Annotated in this window: 17 protein-coding genes, 1 tRNA gene and 1 pseudogene; 13 read left to right on the top strand and 6 right to left on the bottom strand. The window is 61.2% G+C overall.

The window, feature by feature from the left end; all coding sequences use genetic code 11:
• Window positions 1-113: pseudogene (locus tag RTX98_RS06505) on the bottom strand (peptidase T4); the annotation flags it as partial.
• Entirely contained in the window at window positions 110-1,195 is a 1,086-nt protein-coding gene (locus RTX98_RS06510; protein WP_312795425.1) for a branched-chain amino acid ABC transporter substrate-binding protein, read from the bottom strand. The gene RTX98_RS06510 and the pseudogene RTX98_RS06505, both read right to left, overlap by 4 nt.
• Before the next feature lie 126 nt (window positions 1,196-1,321).
• Between RTX98_RS06510 and RTX98_RS06515 the strand changes: the two genes are divergently transcribed.
• The 5 genes from RTX98_RS06515 to RTX98_RS06535 are packed head-to-tail and all read left to right on the top strand — an operon-like array spanning window position 1,322 to window position 5,417.
• Window positions 1,322-1,819 carry a flavin reductase gene (locus tag RTX98_RS06515; protein ID WP_312795427.1) on the top strand — a complete coding sequence of 166 codons (498 nt, stop codon included), beginning with the start codon at window positions 1,322-1,324 and terminating at the stop codon, window positions 1,817-1,819.
• A gap of 22 nt (window positions 1,820-1,841) precedes the next feature.
• On the top strand, window positions 1,842-2,174 hold the full coding sequence (locus tag RTX98_RS06520) for an XdhC family protein (RefSeq protein ID WP_312795429.1): 333 nt from the start codon (window positions 1,842-1,844) through the stop codon (window positions 2,172-2,174).
• Window positions 2,175-2,176: 2 nt separating this feature from the next.
• Entirely contained in the window at window positions 2,177-2,872 is a 696-nt protein-coding gene (locus tag RTX98_RS06525) for an XdhC family protein (RefSeq protein WP_312795430.1), read from the top strand.
• Entirely contained in the window at window positions 2,869-4,503 is a 1,635-nt protein-coding gene (locus RTX98_RS06530; protein WP_312795431.1) for a molybdopterin-binding/glycosyltransferase family 2 protein, read from the top strand. The genes RTX98_RS06525 and RTX98_RS06530 overlap by 4 nt, the downstream gene beginning before the upstream one ends.
• Window positions 4,504-4,541: 38 nt before the next feature.
• Window positions 4,542-5,417 (top strand): alpha/beta hydrolase, encoded by an 876-nt coding sequence (locus RTX98_RS06535; protein WP_312795432.1) that lies wholly within the window; start codon window positions 4,542-4,544, stop codon window positions 5,415-5,417.
• Window positions 5,418-5,440: 23 nt separating this feature from the next.
• Here the strand turns inward: RTX98_RS06535 and RTX98_RS06540 are convergent, their stop codons facing one another.
• A complete protein-coding gene (locus RTX98_RS06540) occupies window positions 5,441-5,773 on the bottom strand; it encodes an SMR family transporter (RefSeq protein ID WP_312795433.1) in 333 nt (110 codons plus the stop codon).
• Window positions 5,774-5,969: 196 nt separating this feature from the next.
• A tRNA-Asn gene (locus tag RTX98_RS06545) sits at window positions 5,970-6,044 on the bottom strand.
• A 184-nt stretch (window positions 6,045-6,228) separates the two neighbouring features.
• On the opposite strand from RTX98_RS06545, the gene RTX98_RS06550 reads away from it, so the two are divergent.
• Complete coding sequence (locus tag RTX98_RS06550; protein WP_312795495.1) at window positions 6,229-6,555, top strand: PGPGW domain-containing protein; 327 nt, start codon at window positions 6,229-6,231, stop codon at window positions 6,553-6,555.
• A gap of 9 nt (window positions 6,556-6,564) precedes the next feature.
• Here the strand turns inward: RTX98_RS06550 and RTX98_RS06555 are convergent, their stop codons facing one another.
• Window positions 6,565-7,239 (bottom strand): alpha/beta hydrolase, encoded by a 675-nt coding sequence (locus tag RTX98_RS06555; protein WP_312795435.1) that lies wholly within the window; start codon window positions 7,237-7,239, stop codon window positions 6,565-6,567.
• A gap of 252 nt (window positions 7,240-7,491) precedes the next feature.
• Between RTX98_RS06555 and RTX98_RS06560 the strand changes: the two genes are divergently transcribed.
• The 7 genes from RTX98_RS06560 (at window position 7,492) to RTX98_RS06590 (ending at window position 14,717) form a co-directional block, all read left to right on the top strand.
• The gene (locus RTX98_RS06560) at window positions 7,492-8,652 is read left to right on the top strand and encodes a cysteine desulfurase family protein (RefSeq protein WP_312795496.1); all 1,161 of its coding nucleotides are present in this window, start codon (window positions 7,492-7,494) and stop codon (window positions 8,650-8,652) included.
• Window positions 8,653-8,782: 130 nt separating this feature from the next.
• Window positions 8,783-10,318, top strand: a complete 1,536-nt coding sequence (gene sufB / locus RTX98_RS06565; RefSeq protein ID WP_312795437.1) for a Fe-S cluster assembly protein SufB — start codon at window positions 8,783-8,785, stop codon at window positions 10,316-10,318.
• A 42-nt stretch (window positions 10,319-10,360) separates the two neighbouring features.
• The gene (gene sufC / locus RTX98_RS06570; RefSeq protein ID WP_312795439.1) at window positions 10,361-11,116 is read left to right on the top strand and encodes a Fe-S cluster assembly ATPase SufC; all 756 of its coding nucleotides are present in this window, start codon (window positions 10,361-10,363) and stop codon (window positions 11,114-11,116) included.
• Between the two features lie 11 nt (window positions 11,117-11,127).
• A complete protein-coding gene (sufD, locus tag RTX98_RS06575) occupies window positions 11,128-12,390 on the top strand; it encodes a Fe-S cluster assembly protein SufD (RefSeq protein ID WP_312795440.1) in 1,263 nt (420 codons plus the stop codon).
• Window positions 12,391-12,403: 13 nt separating this feature from the next.
• A complete protein-coding gene (locus RTX98_RS06580) occupies window positions 12,404-13,090 on the top strand; it encodes a hypothetical protein (protein WP_312795441.1) in 687 nt (228 codons plus the stop codon).
• The gene (locus tag RTX98_RS06585; RefSeq protein ID WP_312795442.1) at window positions 13,090-14,334 is read left to right on the top strand and encodes a cysteine desulfurase; all 1,245 of its coding nucleotides are present in this window, start codon (window positions 13,090-13,092) and stop codon (window positions 14,332-14,334) included. The genes RTX98_RS06580 and RTX98_RS06585 overlap by 1 nt, the downstream gene beginning before the upstream one ends.
• Window positions 14,335-14,339: 5 nt before the next feature.
• Window positions 14,340-14,717, top strand: a complete 378-nt coding sequence (locus tag RTX98_RS06590) for an SUF system Fe-S cluster assembly protein (protein ID WP_312795443.1) — start codon at window positions 14,340-14,342, stop codon at window positions 14,715-14,717.
• 50 nt (window positions 14,718-14,767) lie between these two features.
• On the opposite strand, the gene RTX98_RS06595 is transcribed toward RTX98_RS06590, so the two are convergent.
• A complete protein-coding gene (locus tag RTX98_RS06595; RefSeq protein ID WP_189501683.1) occupies window positions 14,768-15,088 on the bottom strand; it encodes a DUF1236 domain-containing protein in 321 nt (106 codons plus the stop codon).
• Between the last annotated feature and the right edge of the window lie 171 nt (window positions 15,089-15,259).

Consider the following 15,259-nt stretch of genomic DNA (forward strand, 5'->3'; position numbering starts at 1 on the left):
TGATCGCAGATCACCACCGTCGTGCCCGAGTTCACACCGAGATCGCCCGCATGGCCGACGCGCAAGCCTGCGACATCGGTCAACAGGTTGCGCGGGCCGGGGCGGAGAGTCACGGGTTCAGCCCTACGAACTGCGAGCCATCGAAGCGGTAAAGGCGGTAAGGGTTGGCGGCGAGATCGCCTTTCTCGTTGAAGCGGATGGTGCCGATCGCGGTTGAGAAAGTCTCGGCGTCGAGGATGCTGCGCGTGGGCTCGCCCTTCGCGTTGGCATCCGCAATCGCTTTGGCTGCAATCTCGGTCGCGGCGTAGCCCGGCATGACATAGCCATCCGGCTCGATGCCTGCGGAGCGAAGCTGCAGCAGCGTTTCCGTCGTGGCTTCCGTCGACCAGTCCGGCGGCGCGATCATCAGAGTGCCGACGGCAGGCGTGGTGTTGACGGTAGCGGCCCGCAAAGCTTCGCCTCCGGCAAGAATGAGATCGTAATCGATCTGGCTGGCGTCGCGGCCCATGATCGCGACATCCTCGCGGTCGCCGCCAACGAACACATGCGTGGCGCCGGCGCGCTTGAGGCGGCCAATCAAGCCGACTTGGTTCTCCAACTGCGGCCGGTAGGTGTCGACGAAGACTGGCTTCAGACCGGTTGCTTCGGCAGCGGCGCGAAAACTTTCCGCGAGATTGCGGCCATAGATCGTGCCGTCGTCCACGATGGCAAACAGGGCTTCGCGCCACAGCGGAAGCAGCAAGGTGGCAAGCGCTTGCTCCTCCGCATTATCGCGCGGCGCGATGCGGTAGATCGGCCAGCCAGTCTTTTCGCGGGTGTCCGTGAGGCTGTTGGTGCGCACGCCTGGCGTGAGAACGGGAATGCCAGCTTGCGAAAGGATGGGCATCGCGGCGTTGATGGCATCCGTGCACAGGAAGCCGATCACGATGTCTGCTTTCGCTTCGACGAAGCGCTGAGCGGCGGCAGTTCCGCCTTCGGCCGTGCACAGGTCATCCTGAACGTCGAGCGTGATCGGGCGATCGGTGATTGTCTTTGCCGCAGCCTCGGCGCCAGTGCGCAACTGCTGGCCGAGCAGAGACGAGGAGCCGGAAAGCGGCGCGGCGAGGCCGATGATATCGGCGCGTGCGGGTGTCACGGCAGCAACGGCGCTGATAGAAAGGAGGCCGGTCAGGAGAAGGCGGATTCGACGGGGCAAGGTCATGTCCAAAGGCTTGGCACCTCCCTCAGCCCTAAAGCCTGGCTTGCCCGCGTGCAACTGCTTGCCCACAGCTTGCACGGCGCAAGCGGCCGCCTATATCGCCGGAGAAGGATTGGATACCCCGTGCTGAAGCAGAACAAGGTTGAACCCGGCGACTACCGCGAGGCGATGAGCCTGTTTGCAGGTGCCGTTCATGTCGTGACCACCGACGGTGCGGCTGGCCGGCGCGGCACGACGGTGATTGCCGCTTGTTCGGTGTCGGACAGCCCGCCGACTGTTCTGGTTTGCCTCAACCGCGCCAGCGCGACCAACGACCTGTTTGTGAAAAACGACGTGTTTGCGTTGAACACGCTAAGTTCTGAGCAGATCGACGTGTCGCATGCGTTTTCCGGCCTCACTGGCTTGTCGCAGGATGACCGCTTCGCAAGCGCTGAGTGGGATACGATCGCGACGGGTGCACCAACGCTGATCGGTGCGCTCGCGACCTTCGACTGCCGGATCATCGAAGCCAAGGATGTCGCCACGCATCGCATCCTGTTTGGCAAGGTGACCGGGCTGCGCGTCGGCGAAAGCCGCGAGCCGCTGATCTATCACGGCCGCACCTATCGCGCTCTGGGCTGAGCGGACGCTGAGGAGCAAACCCATGAACACGCCGGAAAATGCCCACACCGACCCTCTCGACATTGCTGCTGCTTGGGCCGGCGATGGCCGGCAGATTGCGTTGGCGACGGTTGTGGAGACCTGGGGTTCTGCACCGCGCCAGGCCGGCAGCCAGCTGGTGATCGATGCGGAAGGGAACTTCGAGGGTTCGGTTTCCGGCGGCTGCGTGGAAGGCGCGGTAATCGCGGAAGCTGTGGATGTGATCACGTCTGCTAAACCCCGCATGCTGGAATTCGGCGTGGCGGACGAAACCGCCTGGCGCGTCGGCCTGTCCTGTGGCGGCCGCATCAAGGTCTTTGTCGAGCCGTTGGCCTGATCGTGGAACGCGCGCTTCTCCATAGCCTGAACGAGGAACGCCGCGCGCGGAGGGCTGCGATCGTCGTGACCGATCTGGAAACCGGTAGCGGACGGCTGGTTCGTCAGTCCGAAGCCGCGCAGGACCCGCTTGATGAGGCGCTGCGTGAAGGTTTTCGCTCGGGCAAATCCCGGCAGATCGAGATCGACGGGCGCACGGTTTTCCTGAACGTCCACCTGCCGTCGCCACGGCTTGTGGTCATTGGCGCGGTGCATATCAGCCAGGCGTTGGCGCCGATGGCACGAATCGCGGGTTTTGAATTGGACGTGATCGATCCGCGTACGGCCTTCGCAACGCCGGAGCGTTTCGCGGGCTCTAACCTTCATGCGGATTGGCCGCAGGAAGTTCTTGCGCGACAGCCTCTGGATGCCTTCTGCGCCCTTGCTGCGCTGACGCATGATCCGAAGATCGACGACTTTCCCCTGCAGGCGGCGTTGGAAGCCGGCTGCTTTTACGTCGGTGCGCTGGGGAGCCGCAAAACACATGCGAGCCGCCTGGAGCGCTTGGCAGCAAACGGCGTGTCGCGCGACAAGCTCGACAGGATCAGGGCTCCGATCGGCCTCGACATCGGCGCCTCCAATCCGGCGGAAATCGCTGTGGCCGTGCTTGGCGAGGTGGTTGCAGCCTTGCGCGGACGAGAATTGGGCGCGGCCGGATGAAGTTCGGGCCCGTTCCCGTACCAAAAGCGGAAGGTGTCGTGCTCGCGCATGCGGTGAGCGCGGGTGCGCTGCGGTTCAAGAAGGCGCATCGGTTGTCCGCCGGGGATGTTGAGGCACTTGCGCAGGCTGGCGTGCCAACGGTGGTCGCTGCCACGCTCGATCCTGATGATCTTGGAGAAAATGAAGCCGCTGCACGCGTGGCCGCTGGTCTCGGTGGCGACAGCATCGAGATCCGCGACGCCGGCACCGGGCGCGTCAACCTGCATGCCAAGGCAGCTGGCGTCTTCATCGTCGACAAGGCTTCGATCGATGCGATGAACAGCGTCGATCCCGCCGTGACAGTGGCGACGCTGGCACCCTTTGCGGCTGTGCGCGCCGGCCAGATGGTCGCGACGGTGAAGATCATCCCGTTTGCTGTGCCAGTGGGCATTGTCGAAGCGGTTCTGGTTGAAGTGGGCGACGCCTCGCCGATGAAGGTGGCATCGTTTCGTAAAGCACGCGTGGCTCTTATCCAGACTGAGCGGGCAGGGCTGAAGACCTCCGTGCTCGACAAGACTGCCGCGGTGACACAGGCACGGCTTGATCGTTCCGGCAGTCGCATCATTCGCGAAGAACGTATTGCCCATCATGCCGGGCAATTGGCGCAAACACTTCGTGCGGTGGTTGAAGCGTGTGATCTGATCCTGATCTTTGGTGCTTCGGCGGTGAGCGACGCGCATGATGTCATCCCGGCCGGTATTCGCACGGCACGCGGTGTCGTGAAACGAGTTGGCATGCCGGTCGACCCCGGCAATCTGCTTGTGCTCGGTGAATTCGAAGGCGTGCCGGTAATTGGCGCGCCGGGCTGTTCGCGCAGCCCTAAGGAGAACGGATTCGACTGGGTGCTGGATCGCATACAGGCGGGGCTTGAGGTGACGGATCGCGACATTGCGGGCATGGGCGTCGGCGGGCTTTTAGGCGAAATCGCCACGCGGCCGGCACCGCGAGAACGGGCACAGCGCGATGATGAGCCGAGCGAGCGACTTTCAGGTGTGAAGAGCGTGCACGCCATTGTGCTCGCCGCTGGTCGGTCCAGCCGCATGGGCGGTCCCAACAAACTGCTTGCGCACTTCGACGGCGAGCCGCTGATCCGCCGTGTGGCATCGCGCGTTCTGGCCAGCGGTGCCGCAAGCGTCACGATCATCTTGGGACATCAGGCCGACCTCGTCACGTCTGCGCTCACCGGTCTGCCGGTTAGCATCACCCACAATCCCGCTTATGCGGACGGCATGGCAGGCTCGCTACAGGCTGGGCTGGCGACGCTTCCTGCGGAAGCGTCCGGCGCTTTGGTGGTGCTAGGCGATATGCCAGAGGTCGAGACGGCCGACCTCACGCGCATGTTGCAGGTTTTCGAAGCTCAGGACGGAACCGCGATCGTACGAGCAACGAACCAGGGTAAGCGCGGCAATCCGGTTATCTTGCCGCGCGCATGCTTTCCGGAGATCGCCGAGCTTCATGGCGACACTGGCGCGCGCGCCATCATCGAGTCAGGCACGTATGAGGTCATCGATGTGGAGCTGGGCCAAGCGGCCAGTGTCGATGTCGACACACCGGCCGCCCTTCAAGCAGCGGGCGGTGTTCTGGCGGGATAAGACATGGCGTTGATCCGCGGGATGCGGGACAAAGAGCCATGCGCCGAATCGCTTTTGCCCTCCTCGCCACAACTGTCCTCCTCGCTCTGCCGGCACAGGCCGAGCAGCTGAAGCCGTTCAAGGACAAGCTGTTTGCCTATCCGGCAGTACTGGCAACGTCGGACAACGGCGCGCATGTCACGATCGATTATCAGGAGATGCGCGACATCAACGGCCGCGATGCCGTGCCAGAACGGCGGGTGAAGCCGGAATACACCGCAACCAATGTGCGTGGGGTGCAGCAGGATCTAGCACTGACGAGCGACAGCGGCGCCAAGATCACGCATGTGGCCGTCGGCAAACGGGAAGGGGCAAGCATGATCGTGCTCTACCTTCACGGGCAGGGCGGCTCACGCAAGCAGGGTGTCGACGACCTCACCTTCGGCGGAAATTTCAATCGAATCAAGAATCTGATGACCGCCAATGGCGGGCTGTATCTGTCGCCGGATTTTTCCGACTTTGGCGACAAGGGCGCAGACCAGGTGGCCGAGCTCATCAAGCACTACAGCGAGGCGTCACCGAAAGCCCGGGTGTTCGTGGCTTGCGGCTCGATGGGTGGCGGGCTTTGCTGGGCGTTGGCGCGCAAGCCCGAGCTCGTCGGAAAGCTCGGCGGCTTGCTGCTGCTGGGCTCACACTGGGACGATGCTTTTCTGACAAGTGCTGCCTTCAAGGCGAAAGTGCCGGTTGTGTTTGGGCAAGGAAGCCGCGATCCGGTGTTTCCGGTCGAGAAACAAGAAGCGTTCTTCCGCAAGATCCGGGCGGCGAGCCCGACCTATCCGACTCGCTTTGTTCGTTTCGAAAGCGGCACGCATGGCACGCCCATTCGCATGATCGACTGGCGCGAAACGCTGAATTGGATGTCCACTGCGGGCTGAAACAGCAAGTTGGCAGCGCATACCTAATGGGTGCTGGTCTTCGATAGAAGGTTGATGACCAGCACGCCGGCTATGATCAGCGCCATGCCGATAATCGCGAAGCCATCCGGTCTTTGATCGTAGATGATCCAGGCCACAAGGGTGACGAGAATGGTGCCGCCCGCTGCCCAGATGGCGTAGGCGATGCCGACGGGGATCGTGTCGAGCACGCGCGCGAGCAGGTAGAAGGCCGCGCAGTAGCCAAGAACCACCACCACGGACGGACCGAGCCGGGTAAAACCCTGCGACGCCTTCATGGCGCTGGTGCCGATGACCTCAGCAAGAATCGCGAGGGTGAGAATCGCATAAGGCGGCATGAAACAGGCTCCTGATCGATCTGCGTCTAACAGCAGAAGCAGTCTGGCTCGTCACGTTCACAGTGCTGTGACGATGAACGGCTAGGCTGATTTGGGAGGAGCGCATAGAGGCGCCCTGCTTCAGCAGCAAGCAGGCACATCAAACCGCAAAGCAGGTGCTGCTTAGGCGACAATTTTCAGCGATGTTTGGAATGAATGGCTCCCCGGGCCGGATTCGAACCAGCGACCAACCGGTTAACAGCCGGTTGCTCTACCACTGAGCTACCGGGGAACAGTGCTCGTTTGCGAGTGGGTGGCCTATAGCAAAGAGACTTTGCGTTTGCAAAGAGGCATTTCACATTTTCCACGATGGAAGTGTCATTACCCATCGTTACTTCCACAAACCGTCTGCCATCCCTATCTGCAGGGGCCTGCTTCAGACCTGATGCACACGACCCATGAGGAATGCCAGCGACATGACGGTTGATCCGCAGCTGCCGCCGACACGCAAGATCACCCTGCTCGGGCGCGATTTCGCCATGCCGCAATCGCGGCGCTGGCGCATCACCATCGGCATACTGCTGATCATCGGCGGATGTCTCGGCTTTCTGCCCATCCTGGGCTTCTGGATGGTCCCGCTGGGTCTGGTGATCCTGTCCTATGAATATGCCTGGGTGCGGCGGCGTCGCCGGCGCGTGACGGTGTGGTGGGGCAGGCGGCGGCAGAAGCCGGCCATGAACAACAAACGGCCGCCGCGTGATGTCGCGACGGCCGGTCATATCGGTAGGGGTCGGGAAAGTTAAACCCGCAGTCTAGCGCAGGCGCTTTGGACGGGCGTCGGCTAGTTCGCCGTTCAAGCGACGGTCGAGATAGTCCGAACAAGCCTCGATCAGCTCGCCTTCCTGACTCGTGAAGAAGTGGTTGGCGCCCGGCATCGTGTTCTGCGTGATCGTGATGCCCTTTTGCGTGTGAAGCTTGTCCACCAGCGTCTGCACGTCCTTCGGCGGCGCGACCTTGTCCGAATCGCCATGGATGATCAGGCCGGATGACGGGCAGGGCGCCAGGAATGAGAAGTCGTAGATGTTGGGCTGCGGCGCGATCGAGATGAAGCCTTCCACTTCCGGGCGGCGCATCAGGAGCTGCATGCCGATCCAGGCACCGAAGGAATAGCCGGCAACCCAGCAGCTTTTCGAATCGGGATGCAAAGATTGCACCCAATCGAGTGCGGCCGCCGCATCCGACAATTCGCCGGTGCCATGATCGAACTCGCCTTGGCTGCGGCCAATCGAACGGAAGTTGAAGCGCAAGGTCGTGAAGTTGCGCTTCTGGAACATGTAGAACAGGTCATACACGATGCGGTTGTTCATCGTGCCGCCGAACTGCGGGTGCGGGTGCAGGACGATCGCGATCGGGGCGCTCTTTTCCTTCGAGGGCTGATAACGACCTTCGAGGCGGCCGGCCGGACCGGTGAAAATGACTTCGGGCATGGATACTCCACTCGCGCGCCGGCCCAGCCTGTGCATGGCCTCAGATGAATGGCTGTCATGCCCGACGCGCACTTGACGCTCCCGGCCAGGCTCCTTAGAAACCTTTGTTTAGAACCATTCAAAACTGGCGGACAGATAAGGATCCCGCCGGCAAAGCGGCTAGATAGGACGCGGAGCCTTGCGTTTTCAAGGAAATAACGCACGAACAGTGATCCCGACCTGCCTGCGCCTTTCGTGCGGCGGAGGACGGCACTGATGCGACCGCGCGTCTATCTCGACCATAACGCCTCCATGCCGCTCCGCGCTGCCGCCAAGGCTGCGATGATCGAAGCGCTTGATGTCATCGGAAACCCGTCATCGGTTCACGCCGAAGGCCGTAGGGTGCGGCAGTTGATCGATGGCGCGCGCCGTGATGTGGCAGCTCTGGTGGGTGCTGATCCCGCGCGGCTGGTGTTTACCTCCGGCGCCACCGAAGGCGCCATGACGCTGCTGACTCCGCATTGGACGATGGGCCGCGCGTCACTGCTGTTTTCGCGGCTTTACGTCGGCGCATCCGAACATCCTTGCGTCGCCAATGGCGGACGCTTTGCGGCAGAGCAGGTGTCGGTCATTCCGGTGGGCACGGATGGCGTGATCGATCTGGCGGCGCTGCAGGTGCTACTTCAGGCGCATGACCATGCTGCAGGCCTCCCGCTGGTCGCGGTGCAGGCCGCCAACAACGAAACCGGCGTCGTTCAGCCAGTCGAAGAGATTACGGCGATCGTGCGCGCGGCGAAGGGCACGCTGATCGTTGATGCGGTGCAGGCCGCTGGCCGGTTGCCCATCGATCTCGATGCCGGCTTTGGCGACTACCTCATTCTCTCTGCCCACAAGATCGGTGGTCCGAAGGGCGTCGGCGCGATTGCGTCTTCTTCGGATGTGTTGATGCCGGCTCCCCTGATCCGCGGCGGCGGGCAGGAGCGGGGTCATCGCGGCGGCACGGAGAACTTCAGCGGCATCGTCGGCTTCGGTGCTGCGGCGCGTGAGGCGCTAGGGGAGATCCCGCAAATGCCCGAGCTTGAAGAACAGCGCCAGGCTCTTGAAGCCGAGATCGTGCAACTGGTTCCGGATGCCGTGATCCACGGTATGACGGCGGCCAAGCGGCTGCCGAACACCATCTTCTTCACGATACCGGGCATGAAGACGGAAACGGCGCAGATCGCCTTTGATCTCGCGGGAATTGCCTTGTCGGCGGGGTCCGCCTGTTCGTCCGGCAAGGTTGGCGCGAGCGCGGTGTTGAGCGCGATGGGCTGGGATGGTGAGGGTGCGCTGCGCGTGTCGTTCGCACCGGCCACGAGCGCGCAAGACCTCGCGCAGTTCACGAATGCGCTCGGCACTTTGGCCGCGCGTCGAACAGGGCGGAATGCCGCCTGAAGAAATTGGAGGATGCGTCACCCCGGCGGGGTGATTTTCCTTCTGTGAATGACTACATGACGGCCAATCGCTTCATGCGGCCATGTCGTCGACTGCCGGGCCTTGAACCCGGCAAGGATGGAGATTGCCAATGCCTGCCGTGCAGGAAACGATCGATCAGGTTCGCCTCATCGATGTCGACCAGTATAAATATGGGTTCGAAACCGAAATCGAGATGGACAAGGCCCCCAAGGGCCTGAACGAAGACATCATTCGTTTCATCTCGGCGAAGAAGAACGAACCGCAATGGATGCTCGATTGGCGTCTTGATGCGTTCGAGCGCTGGAAAACCCAGGAAGAGCCCACTTGGGCGCGCGTCGATTATCCCAAGATCGACTTCCAGGACATTCACTACTACGCCGCGCCGAAATCGACGCCCGGGCCGACCTCGCTTGCCGAAGTTGATCCCGAGCTGCTGCGCACCTACGAGAAGCTTGGTATCCCGCTGCGGGAACAGGAAATTCTCGCCGGCGTGAAGAAGCCCGGCCATGAAGGTTCCGAGGACGGCGTTCTCGCCGATACCGAAAGCCTCAACGTCACTGGCGGTCGCCGCGTTGCGGTGGACGCGGTGTTCGACTCGGTTTCGGTGGTCACCACCTTCAAGAAGGAACTCGCCAAGGCCGGCGTTATCTTCTGCTCGATCTCGGAAGCCATTCGCGAGCATCCTGAGCTCCTGAAGAAGTATCTCGGCTCGGTCGTGCCGGCGTCCGACAACTATTATGCGACGCTGAATTCGGCCGTTTTCACCGACGGCTCCTTCGTGTTCGTGCCCAAGGGCGTTCGCTGCCCAATGGAGCTGTCGACCTATTTCCGCATCAACGAAAAGAACACGGGCCAGTTCGAACGGACGCTCATCATCGCGGAAGAGGGCGCTTACGTGAGCTATCTCGAAGGCTGCACGGCGCCGCAGCGCGACGAGAACCAGCTGCATGCGGCCGTTGTCGAGCTGGTTGCGCTGGATGACGCCGAGATCAAGTATTCGACCGTCCAGAACTGGTATCCCGGCGATGCCCAAGGCAAGGGCGGCATCTACAACTTCGTGACCAAGCGCGGTGACTGCCGTGGCGATCGCTCGAAGATTTCGTGGACGCAGGTCGAGACCGGTTCTGCCATCACCTGGAAATATCCGTCCTGCATCCTGCGCGGCGACGACAGCCGAGGCGAATTCTACTCGATTGCCGTGTCGAACGGTTATCAGCAGATCGACAGCGGCACCAAGATGCTGCATCTCGGTAAGAACACGTCGAGCCGCATCATCTCCAAGGGCATTGCGGCGGGGTTCTCGCAGAACACCTATCGCGGCCAGGTTTCGGCGCATCGTAAGGCCACCAACGCCCGCAACTTCACGCAGTGCGACTCGCTGCTGATCGGCGATCGCTGCGGCGCGCATACCGTGCCCTACATCGAAGCCAAGAACGCGACGACCCAGTTCGAGCATGAGGCGACGACGTCGAAGATTTCCGACGATCAGAAGTTCTACGTCATGCAGCGCGGCATCCCGGAAGAAGAAGCGATCGCGCTGATCGTCAACGGCTTCGTCAAGGACGTGATCCAGGAACTGCCGATGGAGTTCGCAGTAGAAGCGCAGAAGCTCATCGGCATCAGCCTTGAAGGCTCGGTCGGCTGAGGTTTGCCTCAGCCTTTGACCTCTGATTTTGAAAGAACGAACATGTTAGAAATCAAGAACCTGCACGCCCGTATCGCCGACGAAGGCACCGAGATCATCCGTGGCTTGAACCTGACTGTTAAGGCCGGTGAAGTGGCTGCGATCATGGGGCCGAACGGCTCGGGCAAGTCGACGCTGTCCTATATCCTCGCTGGTCGCGAGGATTACGAGGTTACCGAAGGCGAGATCCTGTTCAACGGCGAGTCGATCCTTGAGATGGACCCGGCCGAGCGTGCTGCTTCCGGCATCTTCCTGGCCTTCCAGTACCCGATGGAAATACCGGGTGTTGCGACCATGGAGTTCCTGAAGGTCGCCATGAACGCGCAGCGCAAGGCGCGTGGTGAAGAGCCGCTGAAGATCCCGGAACTGCTGAAGCGCGTGAAGGATGCGTCCGGCAAGCTCAACATCGATATGGCCATGCTGAAGCGGCCGTTGAACGTCGGCTTCTCCGGCGGTGAAAAGAAGCGTGCCGAAATCCTGCAGATGCAGCTGCTCGAGCCAAAGCTCTGCGTTCTGGATGAAACGGATTCCGGCCTAGACATCGATGCGCTGAAGATCGTTTCGGATGGCGTGAACGCGCTGCGTTCGCCCGATCGTGCGGTGGTCGTCATCACCCATTACCAGCGCCTGCTGGAGCACATCGTGCCGGACAGCGTGCACGTGCTCTACAAGGGCCGCATCATCAAGTCAGGCGACAAGTCGCTGGCGCTCAACCTCGAAGAAAATGGCTATGCCGGCGTGATCGGCGAGGCGGCCTGAGGAGCGTGACCATGAATATGCATGTCACTCCCCAGCATACGCCTGCTGAAAAGGCGCTGATCGATGCGTTTAATGCGCGCGTGGCAGATCTGCCTGGCGACGGCATGGTCACGATCAAGCGTGATGAGGCCATCGATGCCATCAAGGCTGGTTTGCCGACGCGCCATGTGGAAGCCTGGCACTACACGGATCTGCGTCGCCTTCTGACGACGGTACCGGCTGTGTCGACAACCGCACCAACGGCTCTGGAGCCGCTGCTAGCAGGCTCGACCGTGCTGCGCGTGTCGTGCGGCAAGACGCAGGATCTTCCTTCGGCTGAGGGTCTGTCCTTCATTCGGTTGAGCGATGAACTGGCTGAAGGGCGCGGCATCAATGCGCTTGGGCCGACCGATGCCGCCGATACGATCGGTGCGATCAACACTGCCTTTGTGACAGATGGCTACGGCGTCGAGATTGCGGAAGGCGTCGAGCTGGCTGTGCCACTCGAAATGCAGAACCTGCATACAGGGGGCCAGGTGCATACGCGCTTCGGCGTCAATGTCGGTGCTGGCTCCAAGGCTGTGATCGTGGAGCGTCAGACCGGCGAAGCTTCGGCTTTGGCCAGCGCGGTCACGACGCTGAGCGTGCGTGACGGCGCTGAGGTCATGTATCTGATCGTGCAGGAACAGCCGGAAGGCTCCTCGCATCTCGGCCAGTTCCGCGCCTCGATCGGCAAGGACGCCAAGCTCACGCTGTTCATCATGAATGCTGGCGGCAAGCTGGTGCGTCAGGAGATCGTGGTGGATGCGGCCGGCGACGGTTGCGACTTCCAGTTGCGCGGCGTCAATCTGCTGGCTGGCGACACGCATACCGACGTGACCATGGTGCTTGATCATTCCAGCCCGAATACGGGTTCGCGCGAGGTGATCCGCAACGTTGTGACCGATCGCGCCAAGGGCGTGTTCCAGGGCCGCATCAACGTGCACCAGATCGCGCAGAAAACCGATGCGAAGATGGCCTGCAACACGCTGCTCCTGTCGGACGATGCGGACTTTTCCGCCAAGCCGGAACTGGAAATCTTCGCCGACGACGTGGCCTGCGGTCATGGCGCGACGGTGACCGACATCAACGAGGATCATCTGTTCTACCTCATGGCGCGTGGCGTGCCGGAAAAGGCAGGGCGAGGCCTTCTGGTGAAGGCGTTCCTGGCGGAGGTCATCGAGGAACTGGAAAACGAGGCCGTCATCGAGGCGCTGGAAGCCAAGCTCGACGCCTGGTTCGTCCTGCACGGCTAGGGCGGAGGTGGCTATGGTGATGATCGCGGGCTCGGATGATCGACCCCTGCCGAGCATTTTCGTGGCCTACATTCTGGATGGGTTCAGGGCTTTTCCGCGTCCGGTCACGACGATCAGCGGCGCAGCCGAGCGTTACCTCTCTCATGGTCAGCTGACCCTTGTGGCACTTGGCTTCCTGGTACTTGCCATCTTGATTGGGATAGCGCCGCCCCTCTTGGCACCATATGCGGGCTCGCTGGATAGTGTGCCGAGTGGGTTCGTCGACTTCAGCCGCTCTACGCAGGTGTTTATTGGTGTGTTAAGCGCTTTGCCCCTCCTCTTGCTGTTCGTCTCGCTGATAATCCTGTTCTTTATCGGCGTGGTGCTGGGTGGCAAAGCGAGCTTTCGGCGATTTGGGTCAGCCGGGATGGTCTTGGCTGGCGTCTGGTTGGTCGGTCACTTTTTCCAGCTTGTCCTGTTCGGATCGGCCTTGCTTGTTCCAGATAGCGCACTGCTGGCTCTCATTCGTCTCGCGCTGCCGCTTGTGCTGGCGGTGATCCTGATCTCCTTCTCCGTTCTGACAGTGCGTTATGGATTACAGCTGGATCAGCTGCGGTCATTCGCAGCTGTCATGATCCTTCTTGCTTTGTCGGCTGCCGAATCCTTCATCATGGGAGGACGCGTCTTCGGCACCTTGTCTGCTACGGGGCAACTTATCTGATGGTCGAAGAGAAGATCAGTATCGCCGATTTTGACGTTGAGGCAGTGCGCCGCGACTTCCCTATTTTATCGCGGGAAATCTACGGCAAGCCGCTCGTCTATCTCGACAATGGAGCGTCGGCGCAGAAGCCGCAGGTGGTGCTGGATGCTATCCAGCATGCCTATTCCCAAGAATACGCAAACGTTCATCGCGGGCTGCACTTCCTCTCGAACGCAGCCACGGATGCCTATGAAAAGTCTCGCGAAACGGTTCGTCGCTTCCTGAATGCGCCGTCGATCGACCAGATCGTTTTTACCTCGAACTCAACTTCGGCGATCAATACGGTGGCCTATGGCTATGGCATGCCGAAGATCGGCGAGGGCGATGAGATCGTTCTGTCGATCATGGAGCACCATTCCAACATCGTGCCGTGGCACTTCATCCGCGAGCGGCAGGGTGCGAAGCTCGTCTGGGCGCCGGTTGAGGATGATGGGTCGTTCGATCTGGATGCTTTCGAGACGTGCCTGACATCGCGCACCAAGCTGGTGGCGATCACGCATATGTCGAACGCGCTGGGCACGGTGACGCCGATTAAGGAGATCTGCCGGATCGCGCACGAGCGCGGCATTCCCGTCCTGGTGGATGGCAGCCAGAGCGCTGTTCACATGCCGGTTGACGTGCAGGATCTCGACTGCGACTTCTTCGTCTTTACAGGGCACAAGGTTTACGGACCGTCTGGCATCGGCGTGCTCTACGGCAAGCGCGAGATGCTGGAAGCCATGCGCCCGTTTCAAGGCGGCGGCGAGATGATCCTCGACGTCAGCGAGGATGCGATCAGCTACAACGAGCCGCCGCATCGCTTTGAAGCGGGAACGCCGCCGATCGTGCAGGCGATCGGACTGGGCGCTGCGCTCGACTACATGGATTCGATTGGGCGCGACCGGATTGCGGCGCATGAAGCCAAGTTGAGCGATTATGCGCATGAGCGCTTGAAGGCGATTAACTCGTTGCGCATCTTTGGCGAAGCGCCAGGCAAGGGCGCGATCATTTCCTTCGAACTGCAGGGCATTCATGCCCATGACGTGTCGATGGTGATCGACCGCTCGGGCGTGGCGGTGCGGGCAGGCACGCATTGCGCCCAGCCGCTGTTGAAGCGCTTCGGCGTGACCTCCACATGCCGTGCGTCGTTTGCGATGTACAACACGATGGCCGAGGTCGATGCCTTAGCCGAAGCGCTCGAAAAAGCGCGCAAATTCTTCGGGTGAGCGAAATGAGCGAAGTGTCTGAAGAGAATGTGGCCGCCAATCAGCCGGCTATCGAATCGGCCATTCCGGCCGAAGAGCTGGCGCGGCTGACCGATGACATCATCAGCGCGCTGAAGACGGTGTATGACCCGGAAATTCCGGCCGACATCTACGAGCTCGGGCTGATCTACAAGATCGACATCGAAGACAATCGCGAGGTCAAGATCGACATGACGCTGACCGCGCCGGGCTGCCCGGTCGCCGGTGAAATGCCGGGTTGGGTCGAGAATGCCGTCGGAACGGTTGAAGGTGTGTCGGGCGTGGAAGTGGCGATGGTGTTCGATCCGCCATGGACGCCGGATCGGATGTCGGAAGAAGCGCAGGTCGCCTGCGGCTGGTATTAAAACAAAAAGAGCGGCCCGAAGGCCGCTCGATTTGTACGCACTGGTCTGTCTTAATCGACGACCTGAACAACGCGCCGCGTGCCCGGCTCGACCAGAACGGTCTGGCCACTCGGCGTCACGACATACTCATACTTGTCGGTCATTTCCGGCACTTCGAGGGGATGAACCTCAACGACGTCCGGAACAACGGTGCCGACCGCAAAGTCATAGTCCTTCACAACGGCAACCGGTGCCGTCTTCTGGCGAACGACGTATTCACGGATAACCGGCTGCTGTTCCTTGGTGATGATGACAGTCTGCTGAGCATTGGCAGCAGCGGCACCCGACAGGATGGTTACAGCGGTCAGACCGGAAAGGATCAGGGTTTTCATAGGTCTCTCCTTGGTTGGGCAAGTAGAACACCTGGCATGGAAAGCCGTTCCTTCACGCTATGCAGCGGAATGAAATATTTGGGATTGCTAATGCCGGTTGCACCACCGGCGATGTTCTCCCATCTTAGTGGAAGTGATGCTGCGGCATCGAAGAACAGGCAGGTGGCAGAT

The sequence above is a fragment of the Tianweitania sp. genome (assembly GCF_032053605.1).
Lineage (GTDB): Bacteria > Pseudomonadota > Alphaproteobacteria > Rhizobiales > Rhizobiaceae > Tianweitania.

Coding starts and splice junctions, on each gene's coding strand:
- RTX98_RS06585 (WP_312795442.1), top strand. CDS start 13,090: ATGGTCGAAGAGAAGATCAGTATCGCCGATTTTGACGTTGAGGCAGTG.
- RTX98_RS06550 (WP_312795495.1), top strand. CDS start 6,229: ATGACGGTTGATCCGCAGCTGCCGCCGACACGCAAGATCACCCTGCTC.
- RTX98_RS06580 (WP_312795441.1), top strand. CDS start 12,404: ATGGTGATGATCGCGGGCTCGGATGATCGACCCCTGCCGAGCATTTTC.
- RTX98_RS06530 (WP_312795431.1), top strand. CDS start 2,869: ATGAAGTTCGGGCCCGTTCCCGTACCAAAAGCGGAAGGTGTCGTGCTC.
- sufD (WP_312795440.1), top strand. CDS start 11,128: ATGAATATGCATGTCACTCCCCAGCATACGCCTGCTGAAAAGGCGCTG.
- RTX98_RS06595 (WP_189501683.1), bottom strand. CDS start 15,088: ATGAAAACCCTGATCCTTTCCGGTCTGACCGCTGTAACCATCCTGTCG.
- sufB (WP_312795437.1), top strand. CDS start 8,783: ATGCCTGCCGTGCAGGAAACGATCGATCAGGTTCGCCTCATCGATGTC.
- RTX98_RS06540 (WP_312795433.1), bottom strand. CDS start 5,773: ATGCCGCCTTATGCGATTCTCACCCTCGCGATTCTTGCTGAGGTCATC.
- RTX98_RS06590 (WP_312795443.1), top strand. CDS start 14,340: ATGAGCGAAGTGTCTGAAGAGAATGTGGCCGCCAATCAGCCGGCTATC.
- sufC (WP_312795439.1), top strand. CDS start 10,361: ATGTTAGAAATCAAGAACCTGCACGCCCGTATCGCCGACGAAGGCACC.
- RTX98_RS06520 (WP_312795429.1), top strand. CDS start 1,842: ATGAACACGCCGGAAAATGCCCACACCGACCCTCTCGACATTGCTGCT.
- RTX98_RS06535 (WP_312795432.1), top strand. CDS start 4,542: ATGCGCCGAATCGCTTTTGCCCTCCTCGCCACAACTGTCCTCCTCGCT.
- RTX98_RS06555 (WP_312795435.1), bottom strand. CDS start 7,239: ATGCCCGAAGTCATTTTCACCGGTCCGGCCGGCCGCCTCGAAGGTCGT.